Below are 12899 nucleotides of genomic sequence, written 5' to 3'. Positions count from 1 at the left end.
CTTCGCCGGGCCCGGCTCCCTCCGCCCGCCCCGCGGCGCGGACTCAGCCCCCCGCGAGCTCGGCGCGCAGAAGCGCCGTCCCCGCGGCGAGCGCCCGCATCTTGCCCTGCGCGACGGTGCGGGACAGCGGCGCCATGCCGCAGTTCGTGCTCGGGCAGAGATTCTCCGGTTCCACGAAGGCGAGGGCCCGGCGGAGGGTGTCGGCGACCTCCTCGGGGGTCTCGACCTGCGGATCGGCGACGTCGATCGCGCCGAGCATCACCTTCTTGCCGCGCAGCAGCTCGACGAGCTCCATCGGGACGTGCGAGCCGCGGCTCTCGAGGGAGACCGTGTCGATCACCGAGTCGCGCAGCAGCGGGAAGGTCTCCTCGTACTGGCGCCACTCCGTGCCCAGGCTCGCCTTCCAGTCGGTGTTGGCCTTGATGCCGTAGCCGTAGCAGATGTGCACGACGGTCTCGGCGCGCAGCCCCTCGGCCGCCCGCTCGAGGACCTCCACGCCCCAGTCCCGCACGTCGTCGAAGAAGACGTTGAAGGCGGGCTCGTCGAACTGGATGATGTCCACGCCCGCCGCCTCCAGCTCCCGCGCCTCCTGGTTGAGGAGGGCCGCGAACTCGCGGGCGAGCTCCTCGCGGCTGCCGTAGTGCGCGTCGTACAGCGTGTCGATCATGGTCATCGGGCCGGGCAGCGCCCACTTGAGGGGCTTGTCCGTCCGCGTGCGGAGGGAGGCCGCGTCGTCGACGAAGACGGGCCGCTCACGACGCACCGGACCGACGACCGTCGGGACGCTCGCGTCGTAGCGATCGCGGATGCGCACCGTCTCGCGACGTGCGAAGTCGACGCCGCTGAGATGCTCGATGAAGGTGGTGACGAAGTGCTGGCGGGTCTGCTCCCCGTCGCTGATCACGTCGAGGCCGGCCACGGCCTGCTCGGCCGCGGCGAGGTGCAGCGCATCGCGCCTGCCCTCGTCCAGCTCTGCGCCCTCGAGGCGCCAGGGGGACCAGAGCGTCTCGGGCTCGGAGAGCCATGAGGGCTTGGGGAGGCTGCCGACGATCGAGGTGGGGAGGAGGGTGCTCATCGGACGACCTCCTCGGCCAGCCACTGCTCGAGGTGCTCCTGGTGCGGCGCGATCAGCCGCTCCTGGATGAACCTGCCCTGGGTCACGCCGAGACGGCTGCGCTCCTCGCGGTCGTACACGATCCCCGTGTCCGCGTGGTCGGTGCCGCCCAGGCTCGGCCGGTACACCTCCCCGGCGCTCTCGCGGGCGTTGTAGATCTCGGGGCGATAGATCCGCTGGAACGTCTCCATCGTGGCGATCGTGCCGATGAGCGCCAGGTCGGAGTGATCGGCGAGCAGATCGCCCTCGAAGTAGAACGCCAGCGGGGCGACGGCGCCGCGGGGCTTGAAGCACCGCACCTGCAGCCCCATCCGCGCGAAGTAGAGATCGGTGAGGGAGGAGCCGTCGGCCTCGTACTCGTCGCCGAGCACCGGATGCGGCGCGCCGATGCGGCGATAGGTCCGGCTGGTGGAGACGCTGATGCAGACCACGGGCGGTCCGGCGAAGCGCTCGCGATAGGCGTCCGAGGAGACGAAGCGGCGGAAGAGCCTGCCGTGCAGCACGCCGAAGTCCTCCGGCACGCCGCCGCCGGATCCCGCGTCGCCCGCGGCCTGCTGATGGGCGGGCAGGCGCACGCTGAAGTCGTGGTCCCGCACGTAGGAGGAGAAGTTGTTCCCGGTGATCCCCGGCAGGTGCTCGCCGGTCGCGCGGTCCAGGATCCGCACGTCGAGCATCTCGATCAGCGGGAGCCCCTCGCCGCCGTCGGCGGATTCCGCCCCTGCGCCCAGGTGCAGGTCCGCCGAGACGATGTCGAGCTCCACGGCGTAGCGGTCCCCGCCGCCCGCGAGCTCGTTCGCGCGCTCGTCGATCATGCGCAGGGCGCGGCGGAGGTTCGCGCGGCGATGCTCCCCGCGGGCGAGGTTGGCGAAGTTCGTGGTGATCCGCGAGCCGCTCGAGGGGACGTAGTCCTCGTCGAAGCGGGTCGTGCGGATGCTGAAGGAGAAGTCGGTCGTCATCATGCCCCCGGTCGTCGTGGTGGGGGCGAGCGTACGCAGGACCCCCCGCCATAGTGTCATCACGACACTTGGGGGGTCTGCATAGGTGGTGCCTATGGTGGCGGATCGGTCCCGGCGTCGGGGCGAGCGCCATGGCGGGGACGGCCCCGGTCGCAGGGGCTCCGGCGGCGGAGCGGCCGCTACGACAACGGCTCGACCCCGAAGCTCGAGACCACCTCGCGCATCTCGGCGACGAACCGCTCCGCCTGACCGGTCAGCGGCGCGGAGGCATGGCCGATCCAGCCGATCTCGATGCGCTCGTCCACCTCGAGCGGCACGGCCACGATGGACGGGTCCAGGTCGTCGGAGACGATCCCGGTGGAGATCGTGTAGCCGTCCAGTCCGATCATCAGGTTGAAGATCGTGGCCCGATCGCTGACCCGGATGTCCTGCGCGGCCGAGCGCGTGGAGAGGATCTCCTCGGCGAAGTAGAAGGAGTTGTCGGTCCCCTGGTCGAAGGCGAGCCGGGGCAGGCCCTCGAGGTCCTCGAGGGTGACCCGTCGGCGCGAGGCCAGCGGGTTCGTGCGGGCGACGAAGATGTGCGGGCTCGCCAGGAACAGCGGCGTGAAGACGAGCTCGGAGTCGTGCAGCAGCTTGTCGATGACCTTGCGGTTGAAGTCGCTGCGGTAGAGGACGCCGAGCTCGCTGCGCAGCGTCCGCACGTCCTCGATGATGTCCGCGGTGCGGGTCTCGCGCAGCGTGAACGCGTACTCCGCCGCCTCCGAGGCCTTCACCATCCGCACGAACGCCTCGACCACGAAGGAGTAGTGCTGCGCGGAGACCGCCAGCAGGCGGCGGGCCGGCGGGCGTCCCAGATAGCGGTGCTCGAGCAGCTCGGCCTGCTCGACCACCTGACGGGCGTAGCCGAGGAACTCGATGCCGTCCTCGGTGAGGGCTGCGCCGCGCACGGAGCGGCGCAGCAGGACCCGTCCCACCCGGCGCTCGAGGTCCTTCATCGCGGCGGACATCGTCGGCTGGGACACCTGGAGCAGGTCCGCCGCCGCGGTGATCGACCCCTCCGCGGCGACCTCGACGAAGTAGCGCAGCTGCTGCAGTGTGATCCCGTGCGCCGTCCCGACGCCCCCGCGTGCCATCGGTGCAGGTTAGCTCACCGTGCGCCCGGGGGAGGGCTCGGGAGTGCGCGGCCCAGCCTCTACACTGGTGCGGTCCGACCGACCAAGGGGAAGCGCTTCGTGTTCAACAACCTCTCCGACCGCATCACAGAGTCGCTCAAGGGCCTGCGTGGCCACGGCCGCCTCAGCGAGGCGGACGTCGACAAGACGATCCGCGAGATCCGTCGAGCCCTGCTCGACGCCGACGTCGCGGTGTCCGTGGTGCGCACCTTCACCGCCGCGGTGCGCGAGCGCGCCCTCGGCGAGGAGGTCTCCAAGGCGCTCAACCCCGCCCAGCAGGTCGTCAAGATCGTCAACGACGAGCTGGTGCAGGTCCTCGGCGGCGAGGCCCGCGAGCTGAACTGGTCGAAGAACCCGCCCACGGTCATCATGCTCGCCGGCCTCCAGGGCGCCGGCAAGACGACCCTCGCCGGCAAGCTCGCGCAGTGGATGAAGTCCGAGGGCCACACGCCGCTGCTGATCGCCGCGGACCTCCAGCGCCCCAACGCTGTGAACCAGCTGCAGATCGTCGGCGAGCGTGCGGGCGTGCCCGTCTTCGCCCCCGAGCCGGGCAACGGCGTGGGCGATCCGGTCCTGGTCGCGATGAACGGCGTCTCCACCGCGCAGTTCCAGCAGCACGACGTGGTCATCGTCGACACCGCCGGCCGCCTCGGCATCGACGAGGAGATGATGCAGCAGGCGCGGGACATCCGCGATGCCGTGGGTCCTCACGAGACCCTCTTCGTCGTCGACGCGATGATCGGCCAGGACGCCGCGCGGGTCGCCGAGGCGTTCCGCGACGGCGTCGGCTTCACCGGCGTGGTCCTCTCCAAGCTCGACGGCGACGCGCGCGGCGGCGCGGCGCTGTCCATCACCGGCGTCACCGAGCGCCCGATCCTCTTCGCCTCCACCGGCGAGAGCCTCGACGACTTCGAGCGCTTCCACCCGGACCGCATGGCCGGCCGCATCCTCGACATGGGCGACGTGATGACCCTGATCGAGCAGGCGGAGAAGGCCTTCGACCAGAAGGAGGCCGAGAAGACCGCGGCGAAGCTCGCTTCGGGCGAGGACTTCACCCTCGACGACTTCCTGAACCAGATGCAGCAGCTCAAGAACATGGGCAGCATCAAGAAGATGCTCGGCATGCTGCCGAACATGGGGCAGTACCGTGAGGCGCTGGACAACTTCGACGAGTCCGAGATCGGGAGGATCGAGGCGATCATCCGCTCGATGACGCCCGAGGAGCGCAACGACCCCAAGATCATCAACGGCTCGCGCCGCAACCGCATCGCCCGGGGCTCCGGCACCACCGTCCAGCAGATCAACCAGCTGCTCGAGCGGTTCAAGCAGGCCCAGCAGATGATGCGCACCATGGGCCGCGGCATGTCCGGCGGCGGCGGAGGCTTGCCGGGGATGCCCGGCGGTCCCGGCATGGGCATGGGCAAGAAGTCCCGAGGCCGGCAGGCCCCGCAGCGCCCCCAGGGCAAGAAGTCCAAGTCCAAGAACCCCGCCAAGGCCGCGCGCGAGCAGGCCGAGGCCGCCAAGCGCGCCGCGGAGGGCGGCGGGCAGGGCGGCTCCGCCTTCGGCGGCGGCGCCAAGCAGGGCGGTCAGCCGGACCTGTCCGACTTCGACCCCAGCCAGCTCCCGCCGGAGATGCAGAAGCTCCTCGGCGGCAAGTGACCCCGCGCCGCTGAGCGCCGTCCATGGGGTGACCATGGTCGAACCGCTGATGGCGCTCCATGAGATCACCGGAGGCCTCACGCTCGACGAGCTCGTCATCGCCATCGGCTCCCTGGTCGCGGACCGCTTCGGCACTGCGTGGCGCATCCCGCTAGCGAAGGTGAGGCGGTACGGTCGACCCGTCACCGTGATGAACCACGAGGTCGTCGACCCCGCGACCGGCATCGCCTACTACATCGACCTCGCCTACCCGGAACGATGCATCGCGATCGAGTGCGACGGGGCCGAGCACCTGACGGCGCCCGACCGAGTGAGGCACGACCACCGCAAGAGCGCCGTCCTGACCGCCGAAGGATGGACGGTCACCAGGGTGTACTCGGAGGACCTCCACGAGCCGACCGACTTCTTCGCCCGGCTCGAACACGCCTGGGCCACCGAGATGACGACGAGCCCGCCCGACTCGTACGGCCCGGGCAGCACCTTCGCTGCCCCGGCCGCGGCCGGATCGATAGGCTCGGCGGCATGAGCCCCACCGATGTCGCCGAGACCACCGCACCGATCCTCCACCTGCGCGGACCGATCCTGCTCGGTGCCGAGGAGGAGCTCGACGGCGCCTGGGTCGTCGGCGGCCGGATCCACCACGAGAAGCCCGAGCTTCCCGCCGGCGCGGAGGTCCGCGAGATCGACGGCTTCGTGCTCCCCGGACTCGCCGATCTGCACTGCCACCTCGGCATCGCCGACGGGGGAGGGGGCACCACCCTGGCCGAGGCGCGCGAGCAGGCCCTCGTCGACCGCGACTCCGGGGTGCTGCTGATCCGCGACGCCGGCTCGATCATCGACAACTCCCCGCTGCAGCAGCAGGACGACCTGCCGCGGCTGATCCGCTGCGGCCGTCATCTCGCCCGCACCCGCCGCTACCTGATCGGCTACGCCGACGAGCTCGAGCCCGAGGACCTGTCTGCCGCCGTCACCCGCGAGGCCGGCCGCGGCGACGGCTGGGTCAAGCTCGTCGGCGACTGGATCGACCGCGGCGTCGGCGATCTGACCCCGTGCTGGGAGGCACAGGACTTCGTCGCCGCGGCCGACGCCGCCCACGCCGCGGGCGCCCGGATCACCACCCACACCTTCGACGAGGAGACCCTCCCGCTCGTCCTCGACGCGGGCTTCGACTGCCTCGAGCACGCCACGGGCCTGACCGACGAGACGATCCGCCGTGTCGCCGAGACGGGCATCCCGGTGGTGACCACGCTGGTGAACGTCGACGAGTTCGAGACCTACGCCTCCCAGGGCGAGAAGAAGTTCCCCGCCTATGCCGCGCACATGCGCCGCCTGCGCGCCGGCCGCTACGACCGCACCCGCGACGCCCACGACGCCGGGGTGCAGCTGCTGGTCGGCACCGATTCCGGTGGAGTGCTCGGCCACGGCATCATCCACGACGAGCTCGACGAGCTCGACGCCGCCGGGCTCTCCGCGACCGAGATCCTCGAGGCCGCGGCCTGGGCGCCGCGCCGCTTCCTCGGCGCCCCCGGGCTCGAGGACGGCGCCCCGGCGGACCTGCTCGTCGTCCCCGCTGACCCGCGCGAGGACCATCGGATCCTGCGCGAACGCAGCCACGTGGTGCTCGGCGGTCGCCAGGTCGCGTGAGCTGATCGTCCCAGCGGCACCGGCCGCGGAACCCGAAACGGGCAGAGCGGACGACCTCGCGCCGCCCCACCGCGTCGCGCGGTGATCCAGGGCACACGACCGTTACCGTGCGGGGATGCACTCCGACGACGCAGAGCAGCCCACCGGATCGCAGCCCGCCGGCCGACGACGCGCCGCGCGCGGCTCCGCCTCCGCTCCCGTCCCCGGCCTCGCCGCGGACGGCCCCTGCTGTTCGAGGCGTTCTCCGGCTGAGGCCGACGGCCCCGTCTGCCCGGCGCGCCGAGGTCGGCCCTGCCCCTCGGGCCGTTGTGCCCCGCCGCACAGGATGCGGGGTGGAACGGGGGAGGGGATCCCTGGCATAATCGTGCGCTGTATGCGTCCGGGCCGGCCCTCTACCCGCCCGGGAGCGACACCCCGAGAACCGTCAGCGCCCGCATCACCCCACAGGCTGCGGCGGGACTCACCCGAACATCCCTGAAGGAGAGTCCACCCACGTGGCTGTCAAGATCCGTCTGAAGCGCATGGGCAAGATCCGTGCACCGTTCTACCGCGTCGTGGTCGCCGATTCGCGCAAGAAGCGCGACGGCGCCGTGATCGAGGAGATCGGCAAGTACCACCCCACCGAGAACCCCTCGGTCATCGAGATCGACTCCGAGCGCGCCCAGTACTGGCTGGGCGTCGGCGCGCAGCCGTCCGAGCAGGTCGCCGCGCTGCTGAAGGTCACCGGCGACTGGGCGAAGTTCAAGGGCGAGGGCGACGTCGCCGGGTCCCTGAAGACCGCCGAGGCGAAGAAGTCCGCCGAGGAGCTCATCGCCGAGGTCGACAAGGCCGCCACCGAGTCCCGCGACGGGGCGAAGAAGGCCAAGGCTGACGAGCAGGCCGAGGCCGCGGACGTCGCCCCCGGCTCCGAGGAGGCTCCGGCCGAGGGCGAGACCACCGAGGACGCCGAGGCCGCGGCGACCGACGAGGCCTGAGATGAGCGCCCGCGCCGAAGCGCTCGATCATCTGGTCCGCGGCATCGTCGACGACCCCGACGCCGTGCGCGTCACGGAGAAGTCGACCCGTCGCGGCCCGCTGCTCGAGGTCCGGGTCGGCGCCGCCGACCTGGGACGCGTCATCGGCCGGTCCGGCCGCACCGCCCGTGCCCTGCGCACGGTCACCGCGGCCCTCTCCGAGGACGACGTGCGGGTCGACATCGTCGACGTCGACCGCCGCTGAGGTGCCCCGCAGGATCCTGAGGAGCGGCGCTGCCGAGCGGACCGAGAGGTCCCGGCAGCGCCGCTCCTCGCCGTCCGGGGGTCGTCGCCGCGCTCACCGCGCCGCCCTCCCCGGCGCCGCGCTCGCCACCCTCGCCCTCACGCTCGGCGGCTGCACGGACGAGGGGCCCGGTGGGGAGCCGGAGGCGCCGTCGGCCGCGTCCGAGGAGGCGAGCGCTGATCCCGCCCTCGTCGCGGCCTGCACCGGGTTCTGGGGAGACCCCGACTATGCGGGCCCGCTCTCCCGCGAGGTCCTGGACCGTGCCGGGAGCGCACCGGAGGTCGGCCCGTCCGACCCCGGCTTCTACGCCACGACCGGCGACGACGTCGAGGACCTCTTCGCCGACGCGCCCGAGGGCGCACGGGCGGCCGCGACGGAGCTGGCCGACTGGTTCCGCACCCAGCCCGAGCGCGGCGCCGCGTCCGACCGCGAGGCCTTCGCCGACGCGTTCGAAGGCGTCGCCGCCGGCTGTCATGACGTCTCCGTCGCGGCGCTCTGGGCCGCCGGGGGAGGGGAGGCCGGCGCCAAGCCCGCCGCCCTCGTCTGCGCCGACGTCTTCGACACCCCCGGCACACTCACCCACTTCGCGAACTCGAACGTCCTGACCTCGAACATGTTCAAGCTCGTCGGCCTCTCCCCGCGCGAGGTCCCCTCCGGGCACACCGACGACCTCCGCGCGACCGCCGAGCTGCTGGACGCGCAGATCGCCGCCGTGGACGACGACGCCGTGCGCACCGCCCTCGAGCAGGTCCGCGCCCCCTTCGTCGACGCCCTGGACGGCGACACCTGGTCCGACGGGCTCCAGGACCCGCTCGACCAGCTCGCGACCGCCTGCGCCGAGCAGGGCTACCATGCCCCGGCTCCCGCCGAGGAGGGAGGCGATGCCGTCGTCGGCGCCCCCGCACCGGAGGACGCGCCCGCCCGGGCAGATGCCTCCGACCCGGCCGACTTCGCTCCCTCCCACCTCGCAGCCCTTCCCGCCCCCTCGAACGGAGCCACCGCATGAGCACCCTCGACGTGATCGTCGCGACGATCGGCCGCGCCCACGGCCTGCGCGGCGAGGTCGCCCTCGTCCTGCGCACCGACCAGCCCGAGGAGCGGCTGAGCCCCGGCACCGCGTTCCAGGTCGAGGTCGACGGCTGTTCCCGCACCCTCACGGTGGCCCGCACCCGCCTCCAGCAGGAGCGCTGGTACGCGAGCTTCGAGGAGGTCGCGGACCGCACCGACGCCGAGTCCCTGCGCGGGGTGGACCTCGAGATCGCGGTCGACGCCGAGGAGGAGGCCGCCGAGGATCCCGATGCCTGGTATCCCGCGCAGCTCAAGGGCCTCGCCGTCCGCCACGTCGACGGGCGCGAGCTCGGCGTCGTCGCGGGCGTGGACCACTACCCGGCGCAGGACCTCCTCGTCGTGCGCACCCCCGACCGGCGACGCGTGCAGCTTCCGCTGGTCGAGCAGCTCGTGCCCGAGGTCGACCTCGAGGCCGGCGTCGTCACCGCCGATCCGCCCGGCGGGCTGTTCGACGCGCTGCCCGAGGACGAGCAGGGCCCCGAGCCGGAGACCTCCGGCCCCGCCCGGACGGAGCGCTGAGCCCGCCGTGCGCATCGACGTCCTCACCATCTTCCCCGAGTACCTCGCCCCGCTCGACCTCTCCCTGATCGGCAAGGCGCGCCGCGACGGGCTCGTGGACCTGCATGTCCACGACCTGCGCAGCTGGACCCACGACCGTCACCGCACCGTGGACGACACCCCGCTCGGCGGCGGTGCCGGCATGGTGATGAAGCCCGAGCCGTGGGCGGAGGCGTTCGCCGCCGTGCGCGCCGGGGGGCAGGCGGCGCTCGGCGCCGACACCGAGCCGGTGATCATCTTCCCCAACCCCGCCGGCACCCCCTTCGCCCAGGCCACCGCCCAGGAATGGTCCGAGTGCGAATGGCTGGTCCTCGCCTGCGGTCGCTATGAGGGGATCGACGAGCGGGTCTACGAGCACCTCGCCGACATCGGCTGCGAGGTCCACCTCGCCTCCCTCGGCGACTACGTGCTCAACGGCGGCGAGGTCGCGGTCCTCGCGATCACCGAGGCCGTGGTGCGGCTCGTCCCGGGCGTGGTCGGCAACGCCGCGTCCCTCGTCGAGGAGTCCCACTCCGACGGGCTGCTGGAGTATCCGCTCTACACCCGACCCGCCCGCTGGGAGGACCCGGCCGGGGTGGTGCGGGAGGCGCCCGCGATCCTGCTCTCCGGCGACCACGGGAAGATCGCCGCCTGGCGACGCGAGCAGTCGCTCGAGCGCACCCGGCAGCGCCGCCCCGATCTGCTCGACGAGGCCTGAGGGCGCCGTCCGGCGCGCCGAGGTCGTTGCACTGGCGCCTCGGACGTGAGCGATCCGACAGCCCTCCACGGTGATCACCGGCACGAACGCCCCGGTGCTGGCTTGCCGCCCCTTCCCGTGCGCTGGCAGAATGACCCCTCGTGCGCACCGCGCGCCTCTCTGCCTCAGGGGAGGGCGCATCACGCGGTCGGGCAGGTCCGTGGCGATGGGAGTCGCCGCCAGAGGCCCAGCACACCGGCACGGGGAGCCAGCTCCCCGCCGGATCGACGGTTCATGACGGGTCGCCCGAGAGGCAACCCGACGAACGAGGCCGACGACCTGAGGCGGAGGCCAGGAGAGAGACATGCAGAAGCTCGACGAGCTCGACAAGGCGTCCCTGCGCGAGGACGTCCCCGCCTTCCGCGCCGGCGACAACGTCAAGGTGCACGTGAAGGTCATCGAGGGCAACCGCTCCCGAATCCAGGTCTTCCAGGGCTACGTCATCGGCCGCCAGGGCCACGGCGTGGGTGAGACCTTCCGCGTCCGCAAGGTCTCCTTCGGCGTCGGCGTGGAGCGCGTGTTCCCCGTGCACGCCCCGACGGTCGACAAGATCGAGGTCGTCACCCGCGGTGACGTCCGCCGCGCGAAGCTGTACTACCTGCGCAACCTCACGGGCAAGAAGGCCCGCATCAAGGAGAAGCGCGACCACTCCTGATCTGCTCGCGGATCCCAGGATCACCCGCGTGAGCGCGGAGAGACGGCGACGGCCCCACCCGGTGGTGGCCGTCGCCGTCTGCGTCGTGCTGGCGCTGCTCGTCGTGCTCGCCGTGCGGCACTTCGTGGTCCAGCCCTTCCGCGTTCCGTCGGCCTCCATGGCACCGACCCTCGAGGCCGGGGACGTGCTCCTGGCCGACCGCACGAGCGCCGGCGAGGCCGAGCGCGGGGACGTGATCGTCTTCGACGGGAGGGGATACTTCGCCCCCTCGGCGGAGGACGGCGACCGCTACTGGGTCAAGCGGGTGATCGCCGTCGGCGGCGACTCCATCGCCTGCTGCGGCGACGACGGCGCGCTGCTGCTGAACGGCGACGGGCTGGAGGAGCCCTACCTGCCGGGCGGCATGGCGCCCAGCACCACCGAGTTCGACCTCGTCGTCCCCGAGGGACGCATGTTCGTGCTCGGCGACAACCGTCCCGACTCCACCGACTCCCGGCACCTGCTCGGCGCCCCCGGCGGCGGGATGATCCCGGTGGATCGGGTGGTCGGCAGGGTCGAGCGGATCGTGTGGCCACCGCCTCGCGGCGGCTCCCTCTGACTCCCAGCCCCCAGCGGCTATCCTTGCCGCGATGAATGCGTCCGACGAGAACCGCCGAGCTGGCTCCCCGACCGGGGACCCCGCTCCCGCCGAGGACGCCGCGACCGCGACCGCGTCCGAGGGCAGCGCCCCGCAGGGGGACGAGCGCCCCGCGGCGCAGGACCGCCCCGAGGGCGAGGGCCGCACCCACCGCCGCAGGCAGCGGATGCCGCTGTGGCTGGACACGCTCGTGACCATGGTGGTCGCGCTGGTCATCGCGGTGCTCGTGAAGACCTTCCTGATCCAGCCGTTCTACATCCCCTCCGCCTCGATGAACCCCACGCTGCTGGAGGACGACAAGATCATCGTCTCCAAGCTCAGCCCCGGGGTGTTCGACCTCGAGCGCGGCGACGTCATCGTCTTCGAGGACCCGGCGGACTGGATCCCCGGCGACGCGACCGAGAACCCCTCCCCCCGGGTGCGGGTCATGATGGCCCTCTCGCTCATCGGGCTCGCCCCCGACCCCTCCCAGGACCACCTGGTCAAGCGGCTGATCGGCCTGCCCGGCGATCACGTGGTGTGCGAGGAGGAGGGTGCCGCCCTGCAGGTCAACGGCACCACCCTCGACGAGCCGTACATCAACCCGGAGACCCCCGCCTGCCAGGCGGCCTTCGACGTCACCGTCCCCGACGACAAGGTCTGGGTGATGGGCGACAACCGCTACGCCTCCGCGGACTCCGCCTGGCACGAGGTGCAGGGTGACGGCGGCTTCGTCGACGAGTCGGACATCACCGGCCGCGCCGAGGTCGTGTTCTGGCCCGCGAGCCGCTGGACCGGCCTCGGGGACGGGTCGGACGCGTTCGCCGACGTGCCCGACCAGCCGTGACCGCCCCCGCACCGACCCTCGACCTCGAACGCGAGCTCGCCCGCCGCGCGGGCCCCGGGCGCCGGGTCGTGGTGGGGCTGGACGAGGTGGGCCGCGGCGCCCTCGCCGGCCCCGTCGCCGTCGGCGCGGTCGCCCTCGAGATCACCGACGGCGAGGTCGCACCCCTGCCCGACGGGGTGAGGGACTCCAAGAAGCTCACCGCCCGCCGCCGCGAGGCGCTCGTCGACCCGATCCGCGAGTCGGCGCTGGCCGGCGCCGTCGGCTGGGCGGAGGCGTCCGAGATCGACGAGATCGGGATCATGGCTGCCCTGACCCGCGCCGCGCTGCGCGCGCTCGAGGGGCTCGGCATCGAGGCCGACGCGCTCCTGCTCGACGGGGACGCGGACGTGCTCACCTCGGCGCTGACGGCCGCGGAGCGCCCCGCGCCGCTGGTGCAGCTGCGGGTCGCCGCAGATCGGGACTGCGCGAGCGTGTCCGCGGCGAGCATCCTCGCGAAGGTCGCACGGGACGCGCGGATGATCGAGTTGGACGCGGAGGTCCCCGAGTACGGCTGGGCCTCGAACAAGGGCTACGGCGCCGCGGTGCACCGCGCGGCGATCGACCGGATCGGCGTGCAC

The 12899-nt window shown here is 72.4% G+C and carries 15 protein-coding genes; 12 read left to right on the top strand and 3 right to left on the bottom strand.

The window, feature by feature from the left end; all coding sequences use genetic code 11:
- Positions 1–43: 43 nt before the first annotated feature.
- From HMPREF3159_RS14840 to HMPREF3159_RS14830, 3 genes are all read right to left on the bottom strand, one after another.
- A complete protein-coding gene (locus HMPREF3159_RS14840; protein ID WP_070501918.1) occupies positions 44–1075 on the bottom strand; it encodes a methionine synthase in 1032 nt (343 codons plus the stop codon).
- A complete protein-coding gene (locus tag HMPREF3159_RS14835) occupies positions 1072–2070 on the bottom strand; it encodes a putative oxygenase MesX (protein ID WP_070501919.1) in 999 nt (332 codons plus the stop codon). The genes HMPREF3159_RS14840 and HMPREF3159_RS14835 overlap by 4 nt, the downstream gene beginning before the upstream one ends.
- 179 nt (positions 2071–2249) lie before the next feature.
- Positions 2250–3203, bottom strand: a complete 954-nt coding sequence (locus HMPREF3159_RS14830; protein WP_070501917.1) for a LysR family transcriptional regulator — start codon at positions 3201–3203, stop codon at positions 2250–2252.
- A 99-nt stretch (positions 3204–3302) separates the two neighbouring features.
- On the opposite strand from HMPREF3159_RS14830, the gene ffh reads away from it, so the two are divergent.
- From ffh to HMPREF3159_RS14770, 12 genes are all read left to right on the top strand, one after another.
- Positions 3303–4901: a signal recognition particle protein gene (gene ffh, locus HMPREF3159_RS14825; RefSeq protein ID WP_070501916.1), complete on the top strand. Its 1599-nt coding sequence runs from the start codon at positions 3303–3305 to the stop codon at positions 4899–4901.
- Positions 4902–4935: 34 nt separating this feature from the next.
- The gene (locus tag HMPREF3159_RS14820; RefSeq protein ID WP_141748256.1) at positions 4936–5427 is read left to right on the top strand and encodes an endonuclease domain-containing protein; all 492 of its coding nucleotides are present in this window, start codon (positions 4936–4938) and stop codon (positions 5425–5427) included.
- Positions 5424–6545, top strand: a complete 1122-nt coding sequence (locus HMPREF3159_RS14815) for an amidohydrolase family protein (protein ID WP_070501912.1) — start codon at positions 5424–5426, stop codon at positions 6543–6545. Before HMPREF3159_RS14820 ends, HMPREF3159_RS14815 begins: the two co-directional genes overlap by 4 nt.
- A 494-nt stretch (positions 6546–7039) precedes the next feature.
- Positions 7040–7519 carry a 30S ribosomal protein S16 gene (rpsP, locus tag HMPREF3159_RS14810; protein ID WP_070501910.1) on the top strand — a complete coding sequence of 160 codons (480 nt, stop codon included), beginning with the start codon at positions 7040–7042 and terminating at the stop codon, positions 7517–7519.
- Position 7520: 1 nt separating this feature from the next.
- Complete coding sequence (locus HMPREF3159_RS14805; RefSeq protein ID WP_010551342.1) at positions 7521–7763, top strand: RNA-binding protein; 243 nt, start codon at positions 7521–7523, stop codon at positions 7761–7763.
- Between the two features lies 1 nt (position 7764).
- A complete protein-coding gene (locus tag HMPREF3159_RS14800) occupies positions 7765–8808 on the top strand; it encodes a hypothetical protein (RefSeq protein WP_070501908.1) in 1044 nt (347 codons plus the stop codon).
- A complete protein-coding gene (gene rimM / locus HMPREF3159_RS14795; protein ID WP_070501906.1) occupies positions 8805–9389 on the top strand; it encodes a ribosome maturation factor RimM in 585 nt (194 codons plus the stop codon). Before HMPREF3159_RS14800 ends, rimM begins: the two co-directional genes overlap by 4 nt.
- A 7-nt stretch (positions 9390–9396) precedes the next feature.
- Positions 9397–10125 (top strand): tRNA (guanosine(37)-N1)-methyltransferase TrmD, encoded by a 729-nt coding sequence (trmD, locus tag HMPREF3159_RS14790; RefSeq protein WP_070501904.1) that lies wholly within the window; start codon positions 9397–9399, stop codon positions 10123–10125.
- 343 nt (positions 10126–10468) lie between these two features.
- A complete protein-coding gene (gene rplS, locus HMPREF3159_RS14785; protein WP_070501903.1) occupies positions 10469–10819 on the top strand; it encodes a 50S ribosomal protein L19 in 351 nt (116 codons plus the stop codon).
- Between the two features lie 28 nt (positions 10820–10847).
- Positions 10848–11417 carry a signal peptidase I gene (lepB, locus tag HMPREF3159_RS14780; protein WP_070501901.1) on the top strand — a complete coding sequence of 190 codons (570 nt, stop codon included), beginning with the start codon at positions 10848–10850 and terminating at the stop codon, positions 11415–11417.
- A 31-nt stretch (positions 11418–11448) separates the two neighbouring features.
- Positions 11449–12282: a signal peptidase I gene (gene lepB / locus HMPREF3159_RS14775; protein ID WP_070501899.1), complete on the top strand. Its 834-nt coding sequence runs from the start codon at positions 11449–11451 to the stop codon at positions 12280–12282.
- A partial coding sequence (locus tag HMPREF3159_RS14770) for a ribonuclease HII (protein WP_070501897.1) occupies positions 12279–12899 on the top strand: 621 nt, incomplete at its 3' end. The genes lepB (HMPREF3159_RS14775) and HMPREF3159_RS14770, both read left to right, overlap by 4 nt.

This window comes from Brachybacterium sp. HMSC06H03 (genome assembly GCF_001807385.1).
GTDB lineage: Bacteria > Actinomycetota > Actinomycetes > Actinomycetales > Dermabacteraceae > Brachybacterium > Brachybacterium conglomeratum.
Note: the sequence above shows the minus strand (reverse complement) of the source record. Positions and strands in the feature narration are given on the sequence as shown.